Origin of the sequence: Pseudomonas sp. MS15a(2019) (genome assembly GCF_013277805.1) — a bacterium.
Taxonomy (GTDB): domain Bacteria; phylum Pseudomonadota; class Gammaproteobacteria; order Pseudomonadales; family Pseudomonadaceae; genus Chryseomonas; species Chryseomonas benzopyrenica.
On the sequence record NZ_VBTN01000009.1, the window covers coordinates 72,522 to 97,091 of the forward strand.

General features: G+C 66.1%; 24 protein-coding genes. 16 read left to right on the forward strand and 8 right to left on the reverse strand.

The genetic code is table 11. The features are described from left to right. Positions 1-128: 128 nt before the first annotated feature. Positions 129-785 carry a sulfite oxidase-like oxidoreductase gene (locus FEZ61_RS13095; RefSeq protein WP_173148975.1) on the forward strand — a complete coding sequence of 219 codons (657 nt, stop codon included), beginning with the start codon at positions 129-131 and terminating at the stop codon, positions 783-785. 7 nt (positions 786-792) lie between these two features. Here FEZ61_RS13095 and FEZ61_RS13100 read toward each other — a convergent pair whose 3' ends face one another. Together FEZ61_RS13100 and FEZ61_RS13105 are read right to left on the reverse strand one after the other, a co-directional pair. After that, entirely contained in the window at positions 793-1,197 is a 405-nt protein-coding gene (locus FEZ61_RS13100; RefSeq protein ID WP_017640723.1) for a hypothetical protein, read from the reverse strand. Continuing rightward, a complete protein-coding gene (locus FEZ61_RS13105; protein ID WP_017640724.1) occupies positions 1,194-2,414 on the reverse strand; it encodes an N-acetylmuramoyl-L-alanine amidase in 1,221 nt (406 codons plus the stop codon). Before FEZ61_RS13105 ends, FEZ61_RS13100 begins: the two co-directional genes overlap by 4 nt. 279 nt (positions 2,415-2,693) lie before the next feature. Between FEZ61_RS13105 and osmE the strand changes: the two genes are divergently transcribed. From osmE to FEZ61_RS13155, 10 genes are all read left to right on the forward strand, one after another. Next, positions 2,694-3,032 (forward strand): osmotically-inducible lipoprotein OsmE, encoded by a 339-nt coding sequence (gene osmE, locus FEZ61_RS13110; RefSeq protein ID WP_017640725.1) that lies wholly within the window; start codon positions 2,694-2,696, stop codon positions 3,030-3,032. Positions 3,033-3,224: 192 nt separating this feature from the next. After that, positions 3,225-3,746: a hypothetical protein gene (locus tag FEZ61_RS13115; RefSeq protein WP_064307900.1), complete on the forward strand. Its 522-nt coding sequence runs from the start codon at positions 3,225-3,227 to the stop codon at positions 3,744-3,746. Between the two features lie 230 nt (positions 3,747-3,976). Continuing rightward, positions 3,977-5,812, forward strand: a complete 1,836-nt coding sequence (gene ilvD, locus FEZ61_RS13120) for a dihydroxy-acid dehydratase (RefSeq protein WP_173148977.1) — start codon at positions 3,977-3,979, stop codon at positions 5,810-5,812. A 473-nt stretch (positions 5,813-6,285) separates the two neighbouring features. Further along, positions 6,286-7,479, forward strand: coding sequence for a carbohydrate porin (locus tag FEZ61_RS13125; RefSeq protein WP_231356057.1), 1,194 nt, complete (start codon positions 6,286-6,288; stop codon positions 7,477-7,479). A 65-nt stretch (positions 7,480-7,544) separates the two neighbouring features. After that, positions 7,545-8,573 carry a sugar ABC transporter substrate-binding protein gene (locus FEZ61_RS13130; protein WP_173148979.1) on the forward strand — a complete coding sequence of 343 codons (1,029 nt, stop codon included), beginning with the start codon at positions 7,545-7,547 and terminating at the stop codon, positions 8,571-8,573. 95 nt (positions 8,574-8,668) lie between these two features. Further along, positions 8,669-9,751 (forward strand): ABC transporter permease, encoded by a 1,083-nt coding sequence (locus tag FEZ61_RS13135; protein ID WP_173148981.1) that lies wholly within the window; start codon positions 8,669-8,671, stop codon positions 9,749-9,751. Then, the gene (locus FEZ61_RS13140; RefSeq protein ID WP_085984308.1) at positions 9,751-10,518 is read left to right on the forward strand and encodes an ATP-binding cassette domain-containing protein; all 768 of its coding nucleotides are present in this window, start codon (positions 9,751-9,753) and stop codon (positions 10,516-10,518) included. The genes FEZ61_RS13135 and FEZ61_RS13140 overlap by 1 nt, the downstream gene beginning before the upstream one ends. Before the next feature lie 199 nt (positions 10,519-10,717). After that, a complete protein-coding gene (locus FEZ61_RS13145) occupies positions 10,718-12,571 on the forward strand; it encodes a methyl-accepting chemotaxis protein (protein ID WP_173148984.1) in 1,854 nt (617 codons plus the stop codon). Between the two features lie 113 nt (positions 12,572-12,684). After that, entirely contained in the window at positions 12,685-14,043 is a 1,359-nt protein-coding gene (locus tag FEZ61_RS13150) for a nucleobase:cation symporter-2 family protein (protein WP_064307895.1), read from the forward strand. Between the two features lie 120 nt (positions 14,044-14,163). Next, positions 14,164-14,364 carry a hypothetical protein gene (locus tag FEZ61_RS13155; RefSeq protein ID WP_068383394.1) on the forward strand — a complete coding sequence of 67 codons (201 nt, stop codon included), beginning with the start codon at positions 14,164-14,166 and terminating at the stop codon, positions 14,362-14,364. Here the strand turns inward: FEZ61_RS13155 and FEZ61_RS13160 are convergent. Continuing rightward, positions 14,361-14,855, reverse strand: coding sequence for a DUF523 domain-containing protein (locus FEZ61_RS13160; RefSeq protein ID WP_173148985.1), 495 nt, complete (start codon positions 14,853-14,855; stop codon positions 14,361-14,363). The genes FEZ61_RS13155 and FEZ61_RS13160 overlap by 4 nt on opposite strands. Positions 14,856-14,886: 31 nt before the next feature. Further along, positions 14,887-15,519 (reverse strand): 2OG-Fe(II) oxygenase, encoded by a 633-nt coding sequence (locus FEZ61_RS13165; protein ID WP_173148987.1) that lies wholly within the window; start codon positions 15,517-15,519, stop codon positions 14,887-14,889. 178 nt (positions 15,520-15,697) lie between these two features. Between FEZ61_RS13165 and FEZ61_RS13170 the strand changes: the two genes are divergently transcribed. Beyond that, a complete protein-coding gene (locus FEZ61_RS13170) occupies positions 15,698-16,435 on the forward strand; it encodes a DUF2059 domain-containing protein (RefSeq protein WP_173148989.1) in 738 nt (245 codons plus the stop codon). A gap of 6 nt (positions 16,436-16,441) precedes the next feature. Here FEZ61_RS13170 and FEZ61_RS13175 read toward each other — a convergent pair whose 3' ends face one another. Continuing rightward, positions 16,442-17,380, reverse strand: coding sequence for an alpha/beta hydrolase (locus tag FEZ61_RS13175; RefSeq protein ID WP_173148991.1), 939 nt, complete (start codon positions 17,378-17,380; stop codon positions 16,442-16,444). A gap of 182 nt (positions 17,381-17,562) precedes the next feature. On the opposite strand from FEZ61_RS13175, the gene FEZ61_RS13180 reads away from it, so the two are divergent. Genes FEZ61_RS13180 through FEZ61_RS13195 form a run of 4 tightly spaced genes read left to right on the forward strand, consistent with a single transcriptional unit; the run spans position 17,563 to position 22,300 of the window. Continuing rightward, positions 17,563-18,033 (forward strand): MarR family transcriptional regulator, encoded by a 471-nt coding sequence (locus FEZ61_RS13180; protein WP_017640741.1) that lies wholly within the window; start codon positions 17,563-17,565, stop codon positions 18,031-18,033. Positions 18,034-18,036: 3 nt separating this feature from the next. After that, positions 18,037-19,491 carry an efflux transporter outer membrane subunit gene (locus FEZ61_RS13185; protein WP_173148993.1) on the forward strand — a complete coding sequence of 485 codons (1,455 nt, stop codon included), beginning with the start codon at positions 18,037-18,039 and terminating at the stop codon, positions 19,489-19,491. A 16-nt stretch (positions 19,492-19,507) separates the two neighbouring features. Further along, positions 19,508-20,719 carry an efflux RND transporter periplasmic adaptor subunit gene (locus FEZ61_RS13190; RefSeq protein WP_242455161.1) on the forward strand — a complete coding sequence of 404 codons (1,212 nt, stop codon included), beginning with the start codon at positions 19,508-19,510 and terminating at the stop codon, positions 20,717-20,719. A 54-nt stretch (positions 20,720-20,773) separates the two neighbouring features. Further along, a complete protein-coding gene (locus FEZ61_RS13195) occupies positions 20,774-22,300 on the forward strand; it encodes a DHA2 family efflux MFS transporter permease subunit (protein WP_017640744.1) in 1,527 nt (508 codons plus the stop codon). 8 nt (positions 22,301-22,308) lie between these two features. Here the strand turns inward: FEZ61_RS13195 and FEZ61_RS13200 are convergent, their stop codons facing one another. The 3 genes from FEZ61_RS13200 to FEZ61_RS13210 all read right to left on the reverse strand — a co-directional run bounded on the left by FEZ61_RS13200 (position 22,309) and on the right by FEZ61_RS13210 (position 24,479). Beyond that, complete coding sequence (locus tag FEZ61_RS13200; protein ID WP_160923835.1) at positions 22,309-22,683, reverse strand: c-type cytochrome; 375 nt, start codon at positions 22,681-22,683, stop codon at positions 22,309-22,311. Then, a complete protein-coding gene (mutM, locus tag FEZ61_RS13205; protein ID WP_093256224.1) occupies positions 22,680-23,492 on the reverse strand; it encodes a bifunctional DNA-formamidopyrimidine glycosylase/DNA-(apurinic or apyrimidinic site) lyase in 813 nt (270 codons plus the stop codon). The genes FEZ61_RS13200 and mutM overlap by 4 nt, the downstream gene beginning before the upstream one ends. 162 nt (positions 23,493-23,654) lie before the next feature. Further along, the gene (locus tag FEZ61_RS13210) at positions 23,655-24,479 is read right to left on the reverse strand and encodes an HDOD domain-containing protein (RefSeq protein WP_173149192.1); all 825 of its coding nucleotides are present in this window, start codon (positions 24,477-24,479) and stop codon (positions 23,655-23,657) included. Positions 24,480-24,570 lie beyond the last annotated feature (91 nt).

The window sequence follows — 24,570 nt, forward strand, 5'->3', positions numbered from 1 at the left end:
AGAAAAAGGAGGCGCCTCTCTGAGTGCCTGCAGGATAGGAGGCGTGAGCAGCCGTCTGGGTTCGGCCTGTGCCGACGAAAGGCCATCATTGAGGTCAGAAGCCCGAGAACTGCGAAGAGGATCCACCGATGAGTGATGAGCCAAGCAAGCTGACCCGTTTCAAGGAACGCTGGGCCCAGGAGGGCCGCTTCCTTACCGGCCAGGGCGCACGCCCGGACAGCGAACGCCTGCCACCCGGCCAGCATCGGGTCAGCAACTGGCCGGTCCTGGATCTAGGGGTACGCCCGGAAGTCAGCCAGGAACGCTGGCAACTGGCGGTGACCGGCGCGGTCGGCAAGACGCTGCGCTGGAACTGGGAGACCTTCGCGGCGCGGGCGACCACCCAGGCCATCAGCGACATGCACTGCGTCACCACCTGGTCACGCTATGACAATCACTGGATCGGCCTGCCGGTAAGCGAACTTCTGGACGAGGTACAGCCGCGGGACGAAGCGACCCATGTGCTCCTGCACAGCTACGACGGCTACATCACCAACCTGCCGCTGGCCGATTTCGCCGCACCTGGCGCCATGCTGGTGCACAGCTGGGAAGACCAGCCGCTGACCGCCGAGCACGGGGGCCCGGTGCGGGCGCTGATCCCGCACCTCTATCTGTGGAAGAGCGCCAAGTGGCTCAGGCGTATCGACTTCCGGGTCGGCGACACGCCTGGCTTCTGGGAGATGCGCGGCTATCACGACCGGGGCGACCCCTGGCAGGAGCAGCGCTACTCCGACGACGACGCCTGAGGCTCTCTCAGCGTGCGGCGGGGGCCAACTGCAGCTCCACCGGATCGCCGGGGTTGAGACTGCGGATACGGAATTCGTCGCGGGTGAGACCGAGGATTTCCGTGGGATAGGTGATGCCTTCCTCGATCAGATTCAGGCCCTTCTCGGTGCGCGTCCAGCGGCCCAGGGAGGGCTGGCTGCTCGGCGAGGCCATCACCAGGGTGCCATCGCTGAGAAAGACATAGAGCATTCCCGGCTCGATGCTGTTGCTGGTCTTGATCTGCCAGACCTTGTTGACGAAGCCTTCCTGGGCACTGCCCTGCTTGTCGCCACCGCCCTGCCCGTAGCCGATCAGCCCGGCCACGACACAGAGCGCGCCTATCACCAGCACCACCACGCGCCAGTAACGACGCGCCTTGTCTTGCAAACTCATGTCACTCCTTGGGTGTTCTTGAGGCTGGCCAGGTAGGTGCCCAGCGGCGGGCGCTCCTGGAAATAGCCATGCAGTCCGGCAAAGATCGAATCGGCCAGCTGCTTCTGGTGGCGACTGTCGAGCAAGCGCCGGCAGTCGCGATCATTGGAAATGAAGCCCGTCTCGACCAGGATTGAGGGGATGTCCGGCGATTTGAGCACAGCGAAGCCCGCCTGCTCCACCCGTTTCTGGTGCAGGTTGGTGATGTTCGCCAATTGCCCCAGCACCTTGTGGCCCAGGTCCAGGCTCGAGGAGATGGTGGCGTTCATCGACATGTCCAGCAGCACGCCGGCCAGCATGGGATCGCGGCCCTTGAGAATCTCGTTGGCACCGATCAGGTCGACGTTGTTCTCGCTGTCGGCCAGGAAGCGCGCCGTGGTGGAGGTCGCGCCTCGCTCCGACAGGGCATAGACCGAGGCCCCATAGGCCGTACGCCGCGGTGCGGCATCGGCGTGCACCGAGACGAACATGTCGGCGTTGTAGCTGCGGGCGACCTCGACCCGCTTGCGCAGCGGCACGAAGAAGTCGTCGTTGCGCACCAGCTTGGCCTTGAAGCCCTTCTGCAGGTTGATGCGCCGCGCCAGATTCTGCGCCACGATCAGGGCAATGTCCTTTTCCCGATCACCGCGGGCGCTCAGTGCACCGGGATCCTTGCCACCATGCCCGGCATCGACCACCACCATGATGTCGCGCCCCGTGGCCAGGCCCTTGCCGCGCTTGACCTCCAGCGGCGGCTCGGCGTCGACCGGCTTGCGTGCGGCCACTGCCGGCGTCCCGGCGCGCTTGAGATCGAGCACCAGGCGGTTGGACGCGCCCTCGCCCGGGCCGAGGATGAAGCTCTCCATCTCCACCGGATGGGCCAGCTCCAGCACCACCCGGGTGTCCTGGGCGCCATAGCGGGCGCTGCGCACGGCGCGCACCGGCGACCCCTGCAGGGCGAGGTGGTTGAGCACCGCGGGCGCCTGGGTATCGGCGAGATCGAGAATGATGCGATCCGGCGCCACCAGGGTAAAGGTCTTGTAGCGCACCGGTCCGGTGAGATCGAAGACCAGGCGGAGCTTCTCAGCGTCCTGCCAGGCCCGGGCACCCTTGAGTTGCTGCCGGGCGGCAAACGCCGGCAACCCGACGGGCAAAGTCATGCCAGCCAGGATCAGATTGAGCAGACGACGGCGATTCATGGGGTCCTCGCGAGAAACGAGAAACGGCTGGGAAGTTACAACATAACGCTAAAGATCGCCTGCCACCTGGCCCCTGTCAACTGCCATTCGGACAAAATATTCCTTAGAAAACCAGGGCATAGCGTTCGTTTGCAGAATCAGCTTTAGATACAGTCACTTGCCGCTCTCGCGAGCCGACCCGTCAAAGGCGCGAACGGCGAGAAGTGCGACGGAGAGCGAATTTATCGGCGCCGTCATCGTCGAAGTGTCAGGCACTTCCGCCTTTGAAGGGATCACACCATGAACAAGAAGATTGCAGTCGCGACCGCCCTGCTGGCCGGCACCGTGCTGGCGGGCTGTTCCTCGGTCAAGAACACCGCCGACTACACCGTGGGTCGCGTGGAATTTCGCGAGCAGCCGCTGGTGAAGCAGGTGGAAAAGGGTATGGCCAAGGCTGACGTCCTGCGTATCGGCGGCACCCCGTCGAGCACCTACACCCGCAAGTATCGTCCGGGTACCTGCAACAACTATGTGCTCAACAAGGACGGCAAGGAGCAGGTCTATTCGATCGGCTTCGACAGCATGAACCGCGTCGACAGCAAGGACTTCGAGACCTGCGAAAGCGCCGACCGCGCCTGATCGGGGATCTGACCGGCCAGCCAGGCCGGGTGTCCTGACGGACGCTGGCGGCGTCTGATGGACAGGATCGGCGAGCGGCAGCACCCTAAGCCCTCGCCATCCATGAACGTTGCGCCGACGTCCTGCACTGCGGATCGACGCAGGCACGGCCAGCGCCGCCAGGCTCTACCCATCGTTCCAAGGAATTCAGGCATGTCCAGACGTCACCTCATACTCACAGCTGCGGTGCTTTCCCTGACTGGCTGCGGTGGCTATGACTACAGTTGCGATGCGGCCAAGACCGCCGAACTGGTTCGTCAGCAATACGCCCAGACCATCAACGAGATCTATGCGGACGACATCGCCGCCGGCCAGCCCGCGCTGGAGGCCAACCAGATCTCGCTGGTCGACATCAAGGCCCAGGAAGAACCCTCGGACAGTGGCGAAGCAGGCTTCTATACCTGCAACGCGACCGTCGAGGCCACCTGGCCCAAGGCCGCGCTCGAACGCCTGGCTCCGGCCGCCGCTCAATTGGCCAGCGTGGGTGCCATCCTCGAAAACGGCCACCTGCGCCATGCGCTCAGCTACGAGTCCTCGCTGGAAGGCAGCGACAAGCAGCGCGTCGACATCACCCTGCCCGAAGCCGTGGACCTGAGTCTCAAGACCCTGGCCGGCCAGGAACCGATGGACGAATACCTGGAAGACGCTCCCGACGGCGAACAGGAAGCGCCCTGATCCACCGGCGCCCGCGCTGCTGTGCAGTGCTGGCGCCCGGGTGTATGATCCGGATTCCCCTCCGCCAGCATCCTCCGGCGGGTTCGTGAGCCCCGGCACCCCTGTGGAGATCCCGCATGGCGTCGTTGCCCTCCGGCCCGGCAATCGTCACTTCGCGTTTGCACCGTGCCTCGTCCGCGCTCACGATGACCAGAACCGTGACCTAGAAAGCCGCCTCGGAGAGACGCTTCATGCCTGACTATCGCTCGAAAACCTCCACCCAGGGCCGCAACATGGCGGGCGCCCGAGCGCTCTGGCGCGCCACCGGGATGAAGGACGAAGACTTCAAGAAACCCATCATCGCCATCGCCAACTCCTTTACCCAGTTCGTGCCGGGCCATGTCCATCTCAAGGACTTGGGCCAGCTGGTCGCCCGGGAGATCGAGAAGGCTGGCGGCGTGGCCAAGGAATTCAACACCATCGCCGTGGACGACGGCATCGCCATGGGCCACGACGGCATGCTCTATTCGCTGCCGAGTCGCGAGATCATCGCCGACGCCGTGGAGTACATGGTCAATGCCCACTGCGCCGACGCCCTGGTGTGCATCTCCAACTGCGACAAGATCACCCCCGGCATGCTGATGGCCGCTCTGCGCCTGAACATCCCGGTGGTGTTCGTCTCCGGCGGTCCCATGGAAGCCGGCAAGACCAAGCTGGCCAGCCACGGCCTGGACCTGGTCGACGCCATGGTCATCGCCGCCGACAGCTCGGCCAGCGACGAGAAGGTCGCCGAATACGAACGCAGCGCCTGCCCCACCTGTGGCAGCTGCTCGGGCATGTTCACCGCCAACTCCATGAACTGCCTGGTCGAGGCCCTCGGCCTGGCCCTGCCCGGCAATGGCTCGACCCTGGCTACCCACGCTGACCGCAAGGAACTGTTCCTGCAGGCCGGCCGCACCATCGTCGACCTCTGCCGTCGCTACTATCAGGAAAACGACGAGTCGGCGCTGCCGCGCAACATCGCCTGCCATGCGGCCTTCGAGAACGCCATGACCCTGGACATCGCCATGGGCGGCTCGACCAACACCATCCTGCACCTGCTGGCCGCCGCCCAGGAAGCCGAGGTGGACTTCGATCTGCGCGACATCGATGCCCTGTCGCGCAAGGTGCCGCAGCTGTGCAAAGTGGCGCCGAACATCCAGAAGTACCACATGGAAGACGTGCATCGCGCCGGGGGCATCTTCAGCATCCTGGGCGAACTGGCCCGTGGCGGTCTGCTGCACACCAACCTGCCCACCGTGCACAGCCGGACCCTGGGCGAAGCCATCGAGCAGTGGGACATCACCCTGACCCAGGACGAGGCGGTGAAGACCTTCTTCCGCGCCGGTCCCGCCGGCATCCCGACCCAGGAAGCCTTCAGCCAGGCGACTCGCTACGACACCCTGGACGATGACCGCGCCGAGGGCTGCATCCGCAGTGTCGCGCACGCCTATTCCCAGGAAGGTGGTCTGGCCGTGCTCTACGGCAACATCGCCCTGGACGGCTGCGTGGTGAAGACCGCCGGCGTGGATGAATCCATCCATGTGTTCGAGGGCAATGCCAAGGTCTTCGAGAGCCAGGACGCCGCGGTGCGCGGCATCCTCGCCGACGAGGTCAAGGCCGGCGACATCGTCATCATCCGCTACGAAGGGCCCAAGGGCGGTCCGGGCATGCAGGAGATGCTCTACCCCACCAGCTACCTGAAGTCCAAGGGCCTGGGCAAGCAGTGCGCCCTGCTCACCGACGGTCGCTTCTCCGGCGGCACCTCGGGCCTGTCCATCGGCCACGCCTCTCCGGAAGCTGCAGCCGGTGGTGCCATCGGCCTGGTGCGGGATGGCGACAAGGTGCTCATCGACATTCCCAAGCGCAGCATCAACCTGCTGGTGAGCGACGAAGAGCTGTCCCACCGCCGCATCGAGCAGGACAAGCTGGGCTGGAAGCCGGCACAACCCCGTGCCCGCCGCGTGACCACCGCGCTCAAGGCCTATGCCCTGCTGGCCACCAGCGCCGACAAGGGCGGCGTGCGCGACAAGGCGCTGCTGGGCTGACCGTTACTGCGAGGCGATGGCAGCTGCCGTCGCCTTGCAGCACTGCTCCACCACTCCCCTCTGCTCTCCACGCTCTATTTCACCCCTCTGGCTCCGCTCTCTCCTCGCCACTCCGCCTGCCCCTGCCTTCCTTACAACCTTCGCGCGTGTAACCCCCATTCCAGAGGGGTTCCACAGTTGCTTGGCTTGCTAATTTTGTAGAAGCGCAGCCTGTGATTCAGCTCACACCTCGCGATTAGCGCGCCGCTAGGCCGTTGAGTGATCAAAGGCTACCCTCCGTCTGCCGCTGAATTGATTCAGCGATAAGTTTGTAGTCAGGTTGAGCCCCAATGGTCACACCTATGCTGATCTTCCGCTGGAGCACGGCGGGTCAGGTGTAGGCCAGGCACGCGTCACACAACAACAATAAACAGGGAACATAAATGAATAAGAAAAAGGCTATGCCCTTGGCCAGGGTTTCGGTCGCCTCCTTGATGAGCACCCTCCTGCTGATTCCTTCGGCACACGCCCTGGAAACGATCGGGTACTTCCGTACCGGGCTCGGCGATTCCTCCGGTTCCGATTCCATGCGCTGCTTCAAGCTGCAGGGCGCGCAGTCCAAGTACCGCCTGGGCAACGAGTGCGAACAGTACGGCGAACTGGCACTCAAGCAGGACGTCCTGACTCTCAACGACGGCTCGGCAGTCGGCGTATACGGCATGGGCAGCTTCTTCAACCGCTACGACCGCACCCCGACCTTCAACGGGGACAATGGCGAGATCCGTGCCGTCCAGGCCTACGCCTACTGGAACAACATCGCCGCGCTGAACGGCGGTAATCTCTGGGCCGGCCGCCGTTACTACAAGCGGAACGACATCCACATCTCCGACTTCTTCTACTGGAACCAGAGCGCCACTGGCGGCGGTATCGAGGACGTCAACATCGGCGGTCTCAAGTACAGCCTGGCCTTCTCGCGCAAGGACAACCAGAACCAGAAGGACTTCCAGAACCGCCTCGACTTCAACGTCGCCGGTTTCAACACCAATCCCAATGGCTCGCTGGAGATCGGCGTCAGCTACCTGGACAAACCGACCAACCAGCCCAACGCCAACAGTGGTGTAGCCGTGACGCTGCAGCACAAGCAGGCCAATTTCATGGGTTGGGGTGGCGTGAACACCTTTGCCGTACAGCGCGGCCAGGGCCCGGGCACGGCGCTGGGCAGCACCGGCGATCCGACCCTGAGCAGCGCCGACGTCTCCTATCGCGTTGTCGACTTCTTCGATTGGCAGATCAGCCGCTACTGGGGTGGTCAGATCGCCGCGGTCTACCAGAAGGACGAACGTCCCAACGGCAATGACCTGCGCTGGACCTCGCTGGGTGGCCGCCTGGTGTACGGCATCACCGACCAGTTCAAGTTCTCCACCGAACTGGGCCATGATCAGGTGCAGGCTCCCGGCGGCACCCGCAAGCTGACCAAGCTGACCCTGGCGCCTACCTGGTCGCCCAAGGGCCCGGAATTCAAGACCCGTCCGGAGTTCCGCCTGTTCTATACCTATGCGGCCTGGAACCGGGCAGCGCAGCAGGCAGCCGATGATTTCGACGCCGGCTCCGCGCTGTCGAGCACCGGTACCTTCGGCAACGACCTGCACGGCTCCAACATCGGCTTCCAGATCGAGCAGTGGTGGTAGCCATCCTCCGCCGCGACCGGCGTGCTGCCGGTCGCGTTCTCGTCCGCGAACCTGAGCGCACAACAATGAAAAGAACCGTCTCCCTTTCCGCCTTCACCGGCTGCCTGCTGGCCGCCGCCCTGGCCAGCGCCACCGCCCAGGCGGCCCCCGTGTCCGCCTGCCTCATCACCAAGACCGATACCAACCCCTTCTTCGTGAAGATGAAGGAAGGTGCCAGCGCCAAGGCCAAGGAGCTGGGCATGACGCTCAAGGCCTATGCCGGCAAGATCGATGGCGACAGCGAAAGCCAGGTCGCGGCCATCGAGACCTGCATCGCCGATGGCGCCAAGGGCATTCTCATCACCGCCTCGGACACCAAGGGTATCGTCCCCAATCTGCAGAAGGCCCGCGAGGCCGGCCTGCTGGTGATCGCCCTGGATACCCCCCTGGACCCGGTTAACGCCGCCGACATGACCTTCGCCACCGACAACCTGCTGGCCGGCAAGCTGATCGGCCAGTGGGCGCGGGAAACCCTGGGTGACAAGGCCAAGGACGCCCGAGTGGCCTTTCTCGACCTGAACGCCTCCCAGCCCTCGGTGGACGTCCTGCGCGACCAGGGCTTCATGCTCGGCTTCGGCATAGATCCCAAGGATCAGAACCGCATCGGCGACGAGACCGACTCGCGCATCGTCGGCCACGACGTGACCAACGGCAACGAGGAAGGTGGGCGTGCAGCGATGGAAAACCTGCTGCAGAAGGACCCGACCATCAACGTGGTGCACACCATCAACGAACCGGCCGCCGCTGGCGCCTACGAGGCGCTCAAAGCCGTGGGTCGCGAGAAGGACGTGTTGATCGTGTCCATCGACGGCGGCTGCCCGGGCGTGCACAACGTCGCCGACGGCGTCATCGGCGCCACCTCCCAGCAGTACCCGCTGCAAATGGCCGCGCTGGGCATCGAGGCGATCAAGACCTTTGCCGACAGCGGCAAGAAGCCTACCGCCACCGAAGGCAAGAGCTTCGTCGACACCGGCGTGAAACTGGTGACGGACAAGCCGGTACCCGGCATCCAGTCCATCGACAGCAAGACCGCCCTGCAGAAATGCTGGGGCTGATGGCCCCTCGTCTACGCTAGAGCAGACCGATCGCCCCGCCAGCCGCGCCGGCGCGGGCGATCGCCTCTCGGCCGATCCGCTTTCAGGAGATTGCCATGAGCGATCCGACCTCGCCTTCCCCGTCCGGGCAACCCTTCGAACAGGTGCTCAAGCACAGCGCCACGGAGGTCGCCTCCTTCGCCCGTGACGAGCGCAGCCCGCTCGTCAAATTCCGCCACTTCCTGCATTCGCGCCCCTCGGCGGTCTCGCTGCTGGTGCTGCTGTTGTCGCTGGGCATCTTCGGCGCCCTGCTGGGCGGCAAGTTCTTTTCCGCCTTCGCCCTCACCCTGATCCTGCAACAGGTCGCCATCACCGGTATCGTGGGCGCGGCCCAAACCCTAGTGGTGATCACCGCCGGCATCGACCTTTCGGTAGGCGCCATCATGGTGCTGTCCTCGGTGGTCATGGGCCAGTTCACCTTTCGCTACGGCCTGCCGGTGGAGCTGTCGATCCTCTGCGGCCTGGTGGTGGGCACCCTGTGCGGCATGGCCAACGGCTGGCTGATCGCCCGCATCAAGCTGCCACCCTTCATCGTCACCCTGGGCATGTGGCAGATCGTGCTCGCGGCCAACTTCCTCTATTCGCGCAACGAGACCATCCGCGCCCAGGAAATCGGTGCGACGGCGCCCCTGCTGCAGGTGTTCGGTGACAACTTCCGCCTGGGCGGTGCCGTCTTCACCTATGGCGTGATCGCCCTGGTGGTGCTGGTCGCCCTGCTCTGGTACGTGCTCAATCACACCGCCTGGGGCCGGCATCTCTATGCGGTAGGCGACGATCCCGAGGCCGCGGCGCTGGCCGGGGTCAACGTCCGCCGCATGCTGATCACCGTGTACGGCCTGTCGGGGCTCATCTGCGCCTTCGCCGGCTGGGTGCTGATCGGCCGCATCGGCTCGGTCTCGCCCACCGCCGGCCAGTTCGCCAACATCGAGTCCATCACCGCGGTGGTGATCGGCGGCATCTCGCTGTTCGGCGGCCGTGGCTCGATCCTCGGCATGCTGTTTGGCGCCCTGATCGTCGGCGTCTTCGCCCTGGGCCTGCGGCTGCTGGGTACCGACGTGCAATGGACCTATCTGCTGATCGGCACGCTCATCATCGCGGCCGTGGCTATCGACCAATGGATCAGAAAGGCGGCCAGCTGATGACTACCGAACCCCTGCTGATGGCGCGCGGCCTGGTGAAGCGCTATGGCCGCGTTACCGCCCTCGACCACGCCGACTTTGACCTGCTGCCCGGCGAGATCCTCGCCGTGATCGGCGACAACGGCGCCGGCAAGTCCTCCTTGATCAAGGCCATCTCCGGCGCCCTGCGGCCCGATGAAGGCGAGATCCGCTTCGAGGGGCAGCCGGTGCAGTTCGCCTCGCCCATCGCCGCGCGCCGCGCCGGCATCGAGACGGTCTACCAGAACCTGGCGCTGTCGCCAGCGCTGTCCATCGCCGACAACCTCTTTCTCGGTCGCGAACTGCGCAAGCCGGGACTGCTGGGCACCCTCTGCCGCACCCTGGACCGCAAGGAAATGGAGCGCATCGCTCGGGAAAAGCTCTCCGAACTAGGGCTGATGACCATCCAGAACATCAACCAGGCGGTGGAGACCCTGTCCGGTGGCCAGCGCCAGGGCGTCGCCGTGGCCCGGGCGGCGGCCTTCGGTTCCAAGGTGATCATCCTCGATGAGCCCACCGCGGCGCTGGGGGTGAAGGAGTCGCGCAAGGTGCTGGAACTGATCCTCGACGTGCGGGCCCGCGGCATCGCCATCGTGCTGATCTCCCACAACATGCCCCATGTGTTCGAGATCGCCGATCGCATCCACATCCACCGGCTGGGTCGCCGGTTGACGGTGATCGATCCGCGCGAGCATTCCATGGCCGATGCCGTGGCCCTGATGACCGGTGCCCAGACGGTGGCCGCCTAGTCGTTCTCGCCATCTTGGGTCTTACAGCCGGCAGTCGCCTGGAAGACCCTAGGCCAGCCTACCCCAAGACGGATCGCCGCTGCTTCGACAAAGACCTGGCCAAACGCTCAAGTTATCGCGCACTTGCACCGATAAAGCCTGAATAATTATTTCGGAGCTACACAACGTGCCTGCCTTGTCGTTGAAACAGAAACTCTCGTTGTCTGCCACCGCGGCCGTGCTGGTGGTGGGTGTAGGTCTGACGACAATCAACTTCTTCAACACCCGTGCGGCCCTCGAAGCCTCCACGATCGAACAGCTGAAGACCGTCAGCTTCGTCTTCAACGGCGGTGTCCGCCAGTGGTTCGACGGCAAGGCCGCAGCGTTGCGCGCCCTGGCGGCGGACACTCAGGAGACGAACCTTCCGGCTGGTCTCAATCAGGTCAAGCGTTCCGGCGGCTTCGACAACGTCTTCTATGCCCGCGGCGATGGCAGCCAGGTCAATGCCAACGGCGCTCAGTTACCGCCGGACAACAACGACCCGCGCCAATGGCTGTGGTACCAGCAGGCGATGCAGAATCCCGGCAAGGTGTTCTTCTCCATACCCACGGTGGCGGCGGCGACCAAGCAGAACGTGCTGTCCCTGGGCTGGGCGTTGCAGTCCGGTGGCAAGACCAGCGCCATCCTCGGCGCCGACGTCAGCATCGGCGACATCCTCGACCAGCTCAAGCGGGTGCAGCTGCCGGGTGCCGGTAGCGCCGTACTGGTCAACGGCCAGAACATCGTGCTGGGGCATGAAAACACCGCCCTGTTGGCCAAACCGCTCACCGAGCTCTATCCCCAGCTCACCGCGGACACCCTCCAGCGGCTGGCCCAAGCGCCAGGCGAGCGCTATATCGAGACCAACGCCGGCCAGCGGCTCTATGCCGCGCCCATGAATCGCGACGGCGAGACCCTGGTGATGGTGGTCGACAGTGGCGTCCTGCTGGCACCGCTACAGCGGCAACTCTGGATCAGCATCGTCATCCTGGCCGTGGTGCTGGGGGGCTCGCTGCTGCTCATCAACCTGCTGTGCAGCTATCTGCTGCGGCCGCTGGGCGTGGTCTCGAACGGTCTGCAGGTGATCGCCGATGGCCAGGGCGACCTGACCCGGCGCATTGCCGTACAGAGCAACGATGAAGTCGGCGGCCTGGCCGGCCACTTCAACCAGTTCGTGGCCAGCCTGCACGGCTTGATCGGCGGCGTGCGCCAGCATGCCCAGAGCGTGGACGCCGAATCGCAAAAGGTCCTGCAGCGCAGCGCCGCGGCTACCCAGGAGCTGGGCCGCCTGCAGCAGGAGATCACCCTGGTGGCCACCGCCGTGACGGAGATGTCCTCGGCCACCCAGGAGATCGCCCGCAATGCCGAGCAGACCGCCGCGGCCATCCGCCAGTCCTCCGATAGCACCGCCCAGGGTCTGACGCTGGTGCAGACCAGCAAGGAATCCATCAACAGCCTGGCCCGGGAAGTCGACGACGCCACCCGGGTGATCGGCGAGCTGGATCACCACTCCCAGGCCATCGCCAAGGTGCTGGACAGCATCCAGAGCATCGCCGAGCAGACCAACCTGCTGGCGCTCAACGCGGCCATCGAGGCGGCCCGGGCCGGCGAACATGGCCGTGGCTTCGCGGTGGTCGCCGACGAGGTACGGACGCTGTCGCAGCGGACCCAGGCCTCGACCCGGGAGATCAACGAGACCATCGGCACCCTGCAGCAGATGACCCGCCAGGCGGTGCAGCGCATGGACAGCAGCATGGCCATCGCCGAGCGCAGCGTCGCCGACGTGGAACGCGCCTCCAGCGCCCTGGAAGAGATCGCCCAGAGCGCCGGCGTCATCTCCGAAATGTCCCTGCAGATCGCCACGGCGGCCGAGGAGCAGACCTCGGTCACCGAGGAGATCACCCGCAACGTCATCACCATCAAGGGCCTCGGCGACACCCTGGCCAGCGGCGCCGAGGATTCGGAACGTCAGTCGCGCTCCCTGCAGCATCACGCCGCCGATCTCAATCGCGACGTGGCCCGCTTCATCCTGTAAGACGCAAGGCATAGCCGCCGCCCCCCAGGTCGGCGGCTTTCTCCAGGCCGAAGACCCTGCGCCACGGGGCGGGCATCCGGTAAGATCGGCGCTTTTTCCGCGACGACTCCGCCATGTCCCAGCCTTCCCGCTCCGAACTGCTCTACGGTCCCCAGGACCGACCGCGCCCGCTGATCGCCCTGCTCGCCGCCATCCAGCACCTGCTGGCGATCATCGTGCCCATCGTCACCCCCGGTCTGCTGATCTGCCAGGCCCTCGGCGTCTCGCCGCGCGACACCAACCTGATCGTGTCCATGTCGCTGGTGATCTCGGGGATCGCCACCTTCGTCCAGTGTCGCCGCTTCGGGCCCTTCGGTGCCGGGTTGCTGATCGTCCAGGGCACCAGCTTCAACTTCGTCGGCCCGCTGATCGCCGGTGGCGCGCTGATGGTCAAGAACGGCACCCCGGTGGAAGCCGTGATGGCGGCCATCTTCGGCGTGGTCATGGCCGGTTCCTTCGTCGAGATGGGGGTGTCGCGGGTGCTGCCCTTCGTCAAGCGCCTCATCACCCCGCTGGTGACCGGCATCGTGGTGCTGATGATCGGCCTGACGCTGATCAAGGTCGGCCTGATCAGCATGGGCGGCGGCTTCGCGGCGCTGGGCAACGGTACCTTCGCCAATGGCGAGAACCTGCTGCTGTCGGGCACCGTGCTGGCCACCATCGTGGTGCTCAATCGCCTGCCGCTCCGTGGCCTGCGCAGCAGCGCCATCGTCGTCGCCCTGCTGCTGGGCTATGCCCTGGCGGCCTGGCTGGGCCGGCTGAATTTCACTGGCATGCACGAGGCCGCCTGGGTGCAGATCCCGATGCCACTGCACTTCGGCCTGGGCTTTTCCTGGTCGCTGTTCGTGCCCCTGCTGGTGATCTATCTGGTGACCTCGCTGGAGGCCATCGGCGACATCACCGCCACCAGCAAGGTCTCCCGCGAACCGGTGGAAGGTCCGCTGTGGATGCAGCGGATCAAGGGTGGCGTCTTGGTCAACGGCGCCAACTCGCTGCTGGCCGGGCTCTTCAACACCTTTCCCAGTTCGGTGTTCGCCCAGAACAACGGAGTGATCCAGTTGACCGGCATCGCCAGTCGCCATGTCGGCCTGTGGATCGCCGCCATCCTGGTCCTGCTGGGGCTGTTCCCAGCGGTGGCCGGGGTGATCCAGGCGGTGCCCGAGCCGGTGCTCGGCGGCGCGGCCATGGTGATGTTCGGCGCGGTCGCCGCCTCGGGGATCAACATCCTCGCCAGCGTCGAACTGGACAGACGCGCGCTGCTGATCATCGCCGTGTCCCTGGCCCTGGGCCTGGGCATTTCCCAGGTGCCGGAATTTCTCGCCCATATGCCTGCGGGCCTGAGAGCGGTGCTGGAATCCGGCGTCGCCACCGGCGGCCTGTGCGCCCTGCTGATGAACTGGTTCCTGCCGGAGACGCCCAAAGCCGCTGGCTAGACCGATTTTTCATCCGCGGGCTGAAGTTCCACGCGGGGGTGCCGATAGCCTGGGCAAGTCACCTGTGGACTCGCCACGATCGTCGTTTCGATCGTGAGCGACCCACCCAGCAGAGCGCCCATGATCAGCCCGGATGTTCCTGTCGTTAAGGTCCCGCTGCGCGAATATGCTGCCTTGGCGCGCGCCATGGGCGCCACCGTCTTTGCCCAGAACCTCGAGAAGCAGCCGGGCGAACTGGTCGGCTGGCGCTTTCCCAAGGGCTGCTTCGTGCAGAAGGCGTACTTCCAGATGCTGCTGGGCCGCCAGCCGGAAACGCTCTAGGGGTTACCGTCCAGCGCCGCGAGAAAGCGCTGCGCCTCGGCCAGTTCGGTCTCGTTGAAGACGGCGACCCCGGCGCGCTTCAGCGCCGCCGCAGTGACGCCCTCACCGGCTACCCGGGTGCCGCTGAAGCGGCCATCGTAGTTTTCCACATTGCCGCACGAGGGACTGCGGGCCTTGAGCACCGCCACGCGGATGCCATGGCGCGCGACCAGTTCGAGGGCGACCATGGCACCGGCGACAAAGGCGGCGCTGACGTCCTCTCCTGTCTCGGTCATGACTGGTAGCCGACCGTCCAGCACCGCCCCGCCCTGGCCGCCGGGGATCTCCGCGGGCGGACGCGGCGTGGGCAGGCCACCGGCCACCTCCGGGCAGAGGGGCACGATACGCCCTTCCGCCTGCCAGGCGCCCAGCAGATCGAAGGGGCCATGAGCGCCACCGTCATAGCGCACCCGATGCCCCAGCAGGCAGCGACTCACCAGTATCTTTTCCATACGCCCTCCAGGTCCGTCGCCAGTCTACCGCCTAGCCCTGCAGCGGATTCTCGCCACGGCGACGGAACCAGCCGGTCAGCGACAGCCGCTCGCGGGTGGCCGGCAGCACCTCGTGGGGCAACTGGCCGGAGAGAAAGCACACCAGGCTGCCGCCCAGGGGCAGGACATCCTGGTGGCGCTGCTCGTCCAGATAGAGGCGCAGCTCGCCGCCCTGCTCCGGCAACCAGGCGTCGTTGAGATAGAGCACCAGGGAGACCATGCGCCGGTCGTCGTCGCGGAAGCGATCCAGGTGGCGGGCGTAGAAGGCCCCCGGCGGATAGAGCGCGAAGTGGCTCTCGTAGTCTTCCAGTCCCAGGAACAGGGTGCGGTTGAAGGCCTCGCGCAGGGTGTCCATGAGTTGCAGGTAGCGCTGCACGCCGGGATGCTCGTCGTCCGGCTCCAGCCAGGCGATGTGATCGCCGCGGACGCCTTCGCGGATCAGCGGGCTGTCGCCACGGCCGATGCCGGCGCGCTCCAGCTCGCCGCGGGCATGGCGCAAGCGGCACTCGGCGGCCAGCTCGGCGGTGAGGTCCAGGGGCAGGAAGATGCTCTGCCGCGACCAGCCGTGCTCGGCGAGATCGTCGACGATACGTTGCAGCAGGGGATGCTCGGGGTGCAGAGCCATCGCGGGAACCGTAGGAACCGGACCAGGCCGGCGGGATGCCGAGTGTAAGAGAAGTCGGCCACGGCTGCGCGCCTGCCTTGACCAGGCGACGAATGCCCGGGATGAGCGCCTCGACAGCCAGCCTGGGGTTGCCGACAATGGCGGACTTTCCGGCTCCGTGCCGCTGCCCGAGGTGTCCATGCGCGTTCTGTTCGCTTCCCTGCTTTTCGCCATCAGCCTGCCCGCCCTGGCCGACGATACGGTCAGCCTCTATCAGGCCGCAGGTTGGCCCGAGCAGCGCGGCCACTTCCGCGACGCCCTGCAGGCCGCCCAGCAGCGCTATCAGAACAGCCTGCCGCCGGCGCTCTACCAGAGCCTGGTGGACAACAGCAACAAGCGTTATACCGCCGCGGCCATCGACCAGCGGGCCCTGGCCGCGCTGCGCCAGAGTCTGCCCGCCGAAGGCCCCGCGCTGCAGTTCTTCCAGTCGCCCGTCGGGCGCAAGGTGGTCGCCGCGGAAATCGCCGCCACCCGCAGCGATCAGCTGGCCAAGCATGCCAACGGCGTCCCCCAGGTGCAGGCCAGCCCGGCCCGGCGCGCCCAGGCCAAGCGTCTGGCCAGTGCCCTGCCCGTGCGTGAAGCCGGCGCCGAGGTCAGCGTGGCCCTGGCGGGCCTCGCCGCCGACAGCCTGAGCTCCATGCTGCCGGGCCTGATGGGGCAGCAGCAGTCCGGCGGCATGATCGAGCAGCAGCGCCAACGTTTCATCCAGCAGATGAATGCCGGTGACCTGGAGAACACCCTGCTCTATGTCTATCGCACCCTGAACGACAACGAACTCGGCCAGTTCGCCGACTTCGCCAGTTCGCCCAATGGCAGTGCCTACTACCGGGCCGCCGTGGCCGCGCTGCGCGCCGGTCTGGGCAGTGGCGGGCAGTAAGTCCGCTCAGGCGAGACGCTCGTCCAGCCAGCGGAAGTAGCGCTGGCGCAGGGCCTCGGTCTCGTTGACCAGATGGTGCCGCGCTTCCGGCAGGCGCAAGACCTCGGGCCGGACGAACTTGGCCTCCAGCACCCCCAGGTTGTGCCGCCAGTCGACGGTGAAATCCTGCTCGCCCTGGATCACCAGCGGGCTACGGGTACTGGCCGGCGCCCCTTCCAGTTGCGGAATCCAACGTGCCAGAGCGCCGACCCATAGGGCCGGCAGTTCCCTGGGCTGCAGGCTGTCCTGCTGCAGGAAGTCGAGAAAGGCTGGATCGCCGGAATTCACCGAAAAGCGCCGCGGCAGGGCCCGTACGAAGGGCTTCACCAGCCGATAGGTCCATAGGCTCTGGCGCCAGGCGTGGGGCCTGACCAGAGGCGCCAGCAAGATCGTCTCGCCCAGCTCGGGGGCAGGCTCGCCGCGCAGCAGATAGTCCAGCAGGATGGCGCCGCCGGTGCTCTGGCCCAGCAGGTGCCAGGGCCGGGGCAGGTCCAGGCGCCGGGCCTCGGCGATCAGCGCCGTCAGGGCGGTCTGGTATTCGGCGAAGTCGTTGATGCTGGCGCGGGCGCCGCTGGACAACCCATGCCCAGGCAGGTCGCAGGCCAGCACCGCCAGCTGCCGCGACAGGGCCCAGTCCACCACATGGCCATAGAGGCCCATGTGATCGTAGTAGCCGTGCAGCATCAGCAGGCTGCCACGCGGCTCGAGCGGCCACCAGCCCTGGACGGCGAGCTGATAGCCGCCGGCCGCGAGCGCGCCCAAGGCCACCGTCACCTCGGGTCGCGCCTGGCTGTCCGCCAGGCGGTAATGGGCGCGATAACCCAGGTGGTCGTCAGCCGCGGGCAGGTCGCGGTGCAGGGGCACCAGGGTCCCGCGCAGTCGGTCTAGATCGAAGGAAGAGATCATGGGTCGGTTCAAGATGAAGTTGCCACCATGATCAGCGTCCAGACCGCCACGGGACAAGAGGCCGCCAACAGACTTTTCCAATTGTTTCAAAGTGCGCAACTCTCCCCTGCGTAAAGGTGTCTGAATATTTCACTGCCTAGGCAGTATTCTGGATGCGCTTGATTGCCTGGGCAGATACTGCAATGTCACATTTCGACCGTAGCAACTTTCCATTGCGCAACTCCGTAGGTCATCTGATCCACCTGGCGAACCAATACAAGGATCGCGTGCTGGACAGCCACCTGGCGCCTTACGACATCACCGCTGCCCAGTTCAAGGTGCTGCTGCTGCTCGCTCGCGACCAGACCGACACCCCGGCCGAACTCAGCCGCTGCCTGTCCCTCGACAGCGGCGCCATGACCCGCATGCTCGATCGCCTGGAGGCCAAGGGCCTGCTGCGCCGGGTGCGCAGCCTGAGCGATCGCCGCCAGGTGCGGCTGGAGTTGACCGCCCAGGGTCAGGCCCTGAGCAGTGAACTCATGCAGATCGGCGTGGATGCCCTCAATGACCTCACCCACTGCCTGGATCGCCAGGAGCTGGATGACCTCGAACGCCTGCTGCGCCGCCTGCTCAGCCCCTCCGGCCTGCTGCCGGAGACCTCTGGAGACCTCTGACCCATGACCTTTCGCCTGCCGTTGACCGCCCTCTGCGCCGCCCTGCTGCTGGCCGGCTGCGTGTCGTCCGAGGGGTTGCACACCCAGGGACGCGCCGTGGATCCGGCGACGCTCAAGGGCGACGCCACCTTTGCCAGCGATCGCCTCTCTCCCGCCCAGTGGCCGAGCGCCGACTGGTGGACCCGGCTGGGCGATCCGCAGCTCGACAACCTGATCCGCGAGGCCCTGCGGGACAGCCCCTCGCTGCAGGAAGCCGATGCGCGCAGCCGCCAGGCCGATGCCGCCGTGCTCGCCGCCGATGCCGATCGCTATCCACAGATCGACGCCAACGGCGGCGTGACCCGCTCGCGCCTGGCACGGCCGGATGACCCCGTCGGCCAGGGCGAGCGCTACAGCACCCTGCGCCAGTTCGATGTGAGCGGCAGCTACAGCTTCGATCTCTGGGGTGGCCAGCGCGCCGCCTGGGAAGCTGCGCTCGGTCGCGCCCGCGCCGGCGAGGTGGATCGCCAGGCCGCCCGCCTGACGCTGGCCGCCGACGTCAGTCGCGCCTACAACCAGCTCGGCCTGGCCTATGCCAATATGGACGTGGCCCAGCAGGACCTGGAGCGTACCCGCGGCATGCTCGACCTGGCCCAGCGCCGGGTGGACGCCGGCCTCGACAGCGACTACCAGCTGCAGCAGACCCAGAGCCTGGAGGCCAGCGCGGCGGCGTCCCATGCCGCAGCTGAACAGCAGGTGCGAACGGCCCAGATCCGTCTCGCCGTGCTGTTGGGCAAGGGGCCAGACCGTGGCGCCGAGATTCCACGGCCCAAGCTGATCGCCCCCGCCGCGGTGAACCTGCCTGCCCAGTTGCCGGTCGAGCTGGCCGGGCGTCGTCCGGACCTGATCGCCGCCCGCTGGCGGGTGGAGGCCGCGAGCAAGGACATCGTCGCCAGCAAGACCAACTTCTATCCCAACCTGGACCTGACGGTGGCCGCCGGCAGCAAGGCCATCCTCGGCGACGCCTTGCTCGGCGGTCCGGCGCGCTTTTTCAACGTCGGCCCGGCGCTGTCGCTGCCGATCTTCGATGCCGGTCGTCGCCGCGCCGATCTCGCCAGCCGCGATGCCGACTATGACCTCGCGGTGGCCCAGTACAACCGGACCCTGGTGCAGGCACTGGGCGACATCGCCGACGCCATCACCCGCCAGCGCTCGCTGGACCAGCAGATCGTCGAGCAGCAACGGGCACGGGACATCGCCAAGAGCTCCTTCGACATCGCCATGCAGCGCTATGGCGCCGGCATCGGCAACTACCTCGATGCCCTGACCGTGGAGCAGCAACTGCTGCAGACCGAACGTCAGCTGGCCAGCCTCCAGGCCGACCGCGTCGACAGCGGCGTGCTGCTGATGCAGGCCCTGGGTGGCGGCTTCCAACCGTCCAAACTGCCGCCGGCGCCCGCCGCCGCGGCCACACACTGATACCGAGAGCCCGACCATGGCCGATTCCGCCGCAACCCCCAACGACAATGCCCAGGAGCAGAAGCCGCAGCGCTCCGGCAAACGCAAATTCCTCCTGCTGCTCCTGCTGCTGGTGGTGATCCTGGCCGGCGTGGGTGTCTACTGCTACCACCTGTTCTATGGCCGCTTCCATGCCGATACCGACGATGCCTACGTCAACGGCAACCTGGTGCAGATCACGCCCCAGGTCGTCGGCACCGTGACCCGCATCGCCGTGGATGATGGCGACTACGTCCGCCAAGGCCAGCCGCTGGTGGAATTCGATCCCAGCGACACCGCCGTCGCCCAGCAGAGCGCCGAGGCCAACCTGGCCAAGACCGTGCGCCAGGTGCGCGGCCTGTACAGCAACGTCGACAGCTACAAGGCCCAGGTGGCCGCCCGGCGCGTCGAGGTCGAACGGGCCCGCGCCGACTACGCCCGCCGCCAGCAACTGGCCAAGGGCGGCGCCATCTCCAAGGAAGAACTGGCCCACGCCCGCGACACCCTGGTGTCGGCGCAGAGCTCCCTGACCTCCGCCCAGCAGCAACTGGACACCAACCAGGCACTGGTGGACGACACCGAGATCGCCTCGCACCCGGACGTCAAGGCCGCCGCCGCCCAGCTGCGCCAGGCCTACCTCAACCATGCCCGCAGCACCCTGGTGGCGCCGGTCAGCGGCTATGTCGCCAAGCGCTCGGTACAGGTCGGCAGCCGCGTGCAACCCGGCGCGGCCTTGATGGCCGTGGTGCCGCTGGACCAGATCTGGATCGATGCCAACTTCAAGGAAACCCAGCTCGCCGAGATGCGCATCGGCCAGCCGGTGGAGATCCACTCCGACCTCTATGGCGACGACGTGCGCTATCGCGGCGTGGTGGAAAGCCTGGGCGTGGGCACCGGCAGCGCCTTCTCGCTCCTGCCGGCGCAGAACGCTACTGGCAACTGGATCAAGATCGTTCAGCGCCTGCCGGTGCGGATCCGCCTGGAAGACGACAACCTGGACAAGCACCCGCTGCGCATCGGCCTGTCGACCGTGGTCGACGTCGACCTGCACGACCAGGACGGCGCCCGCCTGCCCACCACCACGCCGCAGCAGCCGCGCTACAGCACCGATGTCTACGATCACCAGCTGGCCGAGGCCGATCAGCTGATCCAGCAGATCGTCCACAACAACGGTCCGGCCGCCCGCGCCGCCGGTGTCGCCAAGCGCTGACAGCCAAGGAGGCTCCCAGCGAGCCTCCCCGTCCACCCCTTCTGGTAATCCGTCATGAGCGATAACGCCTTTCGCCCGGCGAGCCTGCTGCTCGCTACGGTGGGCCTGTCCCTGGCCACCTTCATGCAGGTGCTCGACACCACCATCGCCAACGTCGCCCTGACCACCATTTCCGGCAACCTCGGGGTGAGTTCGGAACAGGGCACCTGGGTCATCACCGCCTTTGCCGTGAGCAACGCCATCGCCCTGCCGCTGACCGGCTGGATGGCGCGCCGCTTCGGTGAGGTGAAGCTGTTCATGGCCGCCGTGGTGCTCTTCGTCATCACCTCGTTCCTGTGCGGCATCGCCACCTCCATGCCGGAGCTGGTGATCTTCCGCGCCATGCAGGGTTTCGTCGCCGGCCCGCTCTACCCCATGGCCCAGACCCTGCTGCTGGCGATCTTTCCGGCGGCCAAGCGCGGCATGGCCCTGGCGCTGCTGGCCATGGTGACGGTGGTGGCGCCCATCATCGGGCCCATCGCCGGCGGCTGGATCACCGACAACTACAGCTGGCCGTGGATCTTCTTCATCAACATTCCCATCGGCATCTTCGCCACCCTGGTGGTCTGGAGCCAGCTGGGCAAGAAGCCGGAAAAGCTGGTGCACCAGCCCATCGACTACGTCGGGCTGATCCTCCTGGTGCTGGGTGTGGGCGTATTGCAGGTGGTGCTAGACAAGGGCAACGACCTGGACTGGTTCGAATCCAACCTGATCTGCCTGGGCGCGGCCTTTTCCGCCGTGGCCCTCACCGCCCTGGTGATCTGGGAGCTGACCGACAAGCATCCCATCGTCAACCTGCGGTTATTCCGCTATCGCAATTTCAGTTTCGGCACCCTGGCGCTGGTGCTGGGCTATTCGGGCTTCTTCGGCATCAACCTGCTGCTGCCTCAGTGGCTGCAGACCCAGCTCGGCTACACCCCGGTGTGGGCGGGCCTGGCCGCGGCGCCCATCGGCATCCTGCCGGTCATCCTCTCGCCGCTGGTGGGCAAGTTCGCGCACAAGACCGACCTGCGCCTGCTGGCCGGGGGCTCCTTCCTGGTGATCGGGGCGTCGTGCTTCATGCGCGCCACCTTCAACAACGAGGTGGACTATCGCCACATCGCCGAGGTACAGACCTTCATGGGCCTGGGCGTGGCGCTGTTCTTCATGCCGACCACCAGTATCCTGCTGTCCAGCCTCAAGCCGTCGGAGCTGGCGGACGGCGGCGGCCTGGCGACCTTCCTGCGGGTGCTGGGCGGCAGCTTCGCCTCCTCCCTGACCACCTGGTTGTGGCAGCGCCGCGCCATCCATCACCATGCCCAGCTGACCGAGGACGTCACCGTCTACAGCCCGGCCACCCAACACTACCTGGACGCCCTCGGCGGGCCATCGCAGCAGGCCTATGCGCAGCTGGACAAGGTGGTGGAAGGCCAGGCCTATATGCTCTCCACGGTGGACTACTTCACCCTGCTCGGCTGGATCTTCATGGGGCTGTTCCTGATCATCTGGCTGGCCAAGCCGCCCTTCGCGGCCAAGCCGGGGGCCGGCGGTGGCGACCACTAGGACAGCGTCTAGGGCGCGTGATGCTGGGTCTGCAGGTAGTCGGCGATGTCGCCTAGATCCTCGGCGTCACCGATGCCCCAGAATCTCATCTTGGTGCCTGGCACCTTCCGCTCGGGATCACGCAGAAAGGCCGCCAGGGCCTCGCGATCCCAGGCGAAACCGGCCTGGCGCATGGCTTCGGAGTAGTTGTAGCCGGCTAGACTGCCGGCCTGGCGGCCGAAGAGGTCGTTGAGCTGGGGGCCGAAGCCGGACTGGGCGCCGGGCCCCACCGAATGGCAGTTGTGGCAGCGCCGCAGGAAGAGATTGCGGCCGTTGTCGGCATCGGCCCAGGCCAATTCACCACTGAGCAATGCCAGCACGGCCAGCCCAGCCAGGCCCTTCATCGCTGGCACTTCCGGCAATAGACGCTGGCGCGCTGGCCCAGGCGGATCTCTTGCAGGCCCGTCCCGCAGACCTTGCAGAATTCGCCCTTGCGGCCGTAGACGAACAGCTCCTGCTTGAAATAGCCCGGCGCGCCGTCGCCGCCGATGAAGTCGCGCAGGGTGGTGCCGCCACTCTCGATGGAGCGCGCCAACACCTTCTTGATCTCGACGGCCAGGCGCTCGTAGCGCGCCCGGGAAACGCTGCCAGCGGCCCGGCGGGGATCGATGCCGGCAGCGAACAGTGCCTCGGCGGCGTAGATGTTGCCCACCCCCACCACCACGGCGTTGTCCATGATGAAGGGCTTGACCGCCATGCTGCGTCCACGCGACAGCTCGAACAGCCGACCGCCGTCGAAGGCCTCGGTCAGGGGCTCAGGGCCCAGCTTGCTGAGCAGCACATGGGCGTGGGGATCCTGGGTCCAGAGCAACGCACCGAAGCGCCGGGGATCGGTGTAGCGCAGCGACAGCCCGGATTCCAGCTCGATGTCGACGTGCTCGTGCTTGGCCGGCGGCTGGTCGGCCGGCACCAGGCGCAGGCTGCCGGACATGCCCAGGTGACCGATCAGGGTGCCGCTCTCGGCGCGGATCAGCAGGTACTTGGCCCGTCGCTCCACGGCCTCGATGCGCTGACCGGAGAGGCGCACGTCCAGGTCTTCGGGGACGGGCCAGCGTAGCCGACCATCGCGGACGATGACCCGGCGTACGCGCTGACCGACGACATGGGGCTCGATGCCCCGGCGAGTGGTTTCGACTTCAGGTAGTTCGGGCATGAGGATCCAGGAGGCTTATTCCAGAGATTTGGCTTAAAAGGCGCCGAGCGAAGGTCAGGCAAGGCGAAAAACAGCGAGGAAGCGGAGTTTACAAAGGGTAAATGAGCATTCCGAGCTGGTTTTCAACGCCGCCTGGCCGAGCGCAGGCCCTTTTAACCAAATCTAGTAATTGATCCGACCGCTGCCCATCTCAAGGATGGTCTCCTTGAGCGACTCGAAGTCGTACTCGGACAGGCCGACGTGATCCAGCACCCGCGGGGCGATGGCCTGCCACTCGTGATCCTCGTCCTGGCCGCCCAGGGCGCGATAGCAGCCACAGATGTGCTCGGCCATCTTCAGCAGGGCCAGCAGATTCTTGATCTGGATATCGGTGGTCGAGTCCTCGTCGAAGACCGACTGGGCGTTGTGGTGATTGGCGATGGCCTGGCCGACGTGCTCCGGCAAGCGCCAGGAGCGGGAGATGAAATAGCCCACCACGGCGTGGTTGGTGTTGAAAATCCGGTTCTCCACGTCCACCACCCGCACCTGCTCGTTGACGCTGGCATAGGCCTCTTCCAGCACCGCCATGTAGTTGGGGAAGCGCTTGAGCATCAGCGGGATGCCACAGTTGTGGAACAGGCCCAGGGCATAGGCCTCGTCCGGGGTCGGGTAGCCGGTCTTCTTGGCCAGGCTCAGGCAGGTCTCGGCCACGTCTTGGGCGGTGTCCCAGAAGCGGTTGAGGATGACGATGGTCTCGTCGGTGAGCTCGCCCTTGATCGACTGGGCGTTGATCAGGTTGATGACCGACTGGCTGCCCAGCAGATTGACCGCGCGCTGGATCGAGGTAATGCGATTGCTGAGGCCGAAATACGGCGAGTTCACCAGCTTGAGCAGGGCGCCCGACAGCCCCGGGTCCTGGCCGATCAGGCGGGAGATGACCTTGAGATCGGGGCTGGGCATGAGTTGTTCGAGCTGCAGATCCACCATGATCTGCGGCTGCGGCGGAATGCTGATGCCTTGCAGAGCCTGACGGATCTGCTCCTCGGTCAGCTGAGGGGACGCTTGGGACATGGGGACTACTCTGCGATGGATGTCGCAA

Excerpts from the sequence above, each read along its gene's own strand:
- FEZ61_RS13115 (WP_064307900.1), top strand. The coding sequence starts at position 3,225 with ATGTCCAGACGTCACCTCATACTCACAGCTGCGGTGCTTTCCCTGACT.
- FEZ61_RS13135 (WP_173148981.1), top strand. The coding sequence starts at position 8,669 with ATGAGCGATCCGACCTCGCCTTCCCCGTCCGGGCAACCCTTCGAACAG.
- FEZ61_RS13165 (WP_173148987.1), bottom strand. The coding sequence starts at position 15,519 with ATGGCTCTGCACCCCGAGCATCCCCTGCTGCAACGTATCGTCGACGAT.
- FEZ61_RS13180 (WP_017640741.1), top strand. The coding sequence starts at position 17,563 with ATGTCACATTTCGACCGTAGCAACTTTCCATTGCGCAACTCCGTAGGT.
- FEZ61_RS13190 (WP_242455161.1), top strand. The coding sequence starts at position 19,508 with ATGGCCGATTCCGCCGCAACCCCCAACGACAATGCCCAGGAGCAGAAG.
- FEZ61_RS13125 (WP_231356057.1), top strand. The coding sequence starts at position 6,286 with ATGAGCACCCTCCTGCTGATTCCTTCGGCACACGCCCTGGAAACGATC.
- FEZ61_RS13200 (WP_160923835.1), bottom strand. The coding sequence starts at position 22,683 with ATGAAGGGCCTGGCTGGGCTGGCCGTGCTGGCATTGCTCAGTGGTGAA.
- mutM (WP_093256224.1), bottom strand. The coding sequence starts at position 23,492 with ATGCCCGAACTACCTGAAGTCGAAACCACTCGCCGGGGCATCGAGCCC.
- FEZ61_RS13185 (WP_173148993.1), top strand. The coding sequence starts at position 18,037 with ATGACCTTTCGCCTGCCGTTGACCGCCCTCTGCGCCGCCCTGCTGCTG.
- FEZ61_RS13175 (WP_173148991.1), bottom strand. The coding sequence starts at position 17,380 with ATGATCTCTTCCTTCGATCTAGACCGACTGCGCGGGACCCTGGTGCCC.
- FEZ61_RS13140 (WP_085984308.1), top strand. The coding sequence starts at position 9,751 with ATGACTACCGAACCCCTGCTGATGGCGCGCGGCCTGGTGAAGCGCTAT.
- FEZ61_RS13130 (WP_173148979.1), top strand. The coding sequence starts at position 7,545 with ATGAAAAGAACCGTCTCCCTTTCCGCCTTCACCGGCTGCCTGCTGGCC.
- FEZ61_RS13195 (WP_017640744.1), top strand. The coding sequence starts at position 20,774 with ATGAGCGATAACGCCTTTCGCCCGGCGAGCCTGCTGCTCGCTACGGTG.
- FEZ61_RS13150 (WP_064307895.1), top strand. The coding sequence starts at position 12,685 with ATGTCCCAGCCTTCCCGCTCCGAACTGCTCTACGGTCCCCAGGACCGA.
- FEZ61_RS13095 (WP_173148975.1), top strand. The coding sequence starts at position 129 with ATGAGTGATGAGCCAAGCAAGCTGACCCGTTTCAAGGAACGCTGGGCC.
- FEZ61_RS13170 (WP_173148989.1), top strand. The coding sequence starts at position 15,698 with ATGCGCGTTCTGTTCGCTTCCCTGCTTTTCGCCATCAGCCTGCCCGCC.
- ilvD (WP_173148977.1), top strand. The coding sequence starts at position 3,977 with ATGCCTGACTATCGCTCGAAAACCTCCACCCAGGGCCGCAACATGGCG.
- osmE (WP_017640725.1), top strand. The coding sequence starts at position 2,694 with ATGAACAAGAAGATTGCAGTCGCGACCGCCCTGCTGGCCGGCACCGTG.
- FEZ61_RS13160 (WP_173148985.1), bottom strand. The coding sequence starts at position 14,855 with ATGGAAAAGATACTGGTGAGTCGCTGCCTGCTGGGGCATCGGGTGCGC.
- FEZ61_RS13105 (WP_017640724.1), bottom strand. The coding sequence starts at position 2,414 with ATGAATCGCCGTCGTCTGCTCAATCTGATCCTGGCTGGCATGACTTTG.
- FEZ61_RS13155 (WP_068383394.1), top strand. The coding sequence starts at position 14,164 with ATGATCAGCCCGGATGTTCCTGTCGTTAAGGTCCCGCTGCGCGAATAT.
- FEZ61_RS13100 (WP_017640723.1), bottom strand. The coding sequence starts at position 1,197 with ATGAGTTTGCAAGACAAGGCGCGTCGTTACTGGCGCGTGGTGGTGCTG.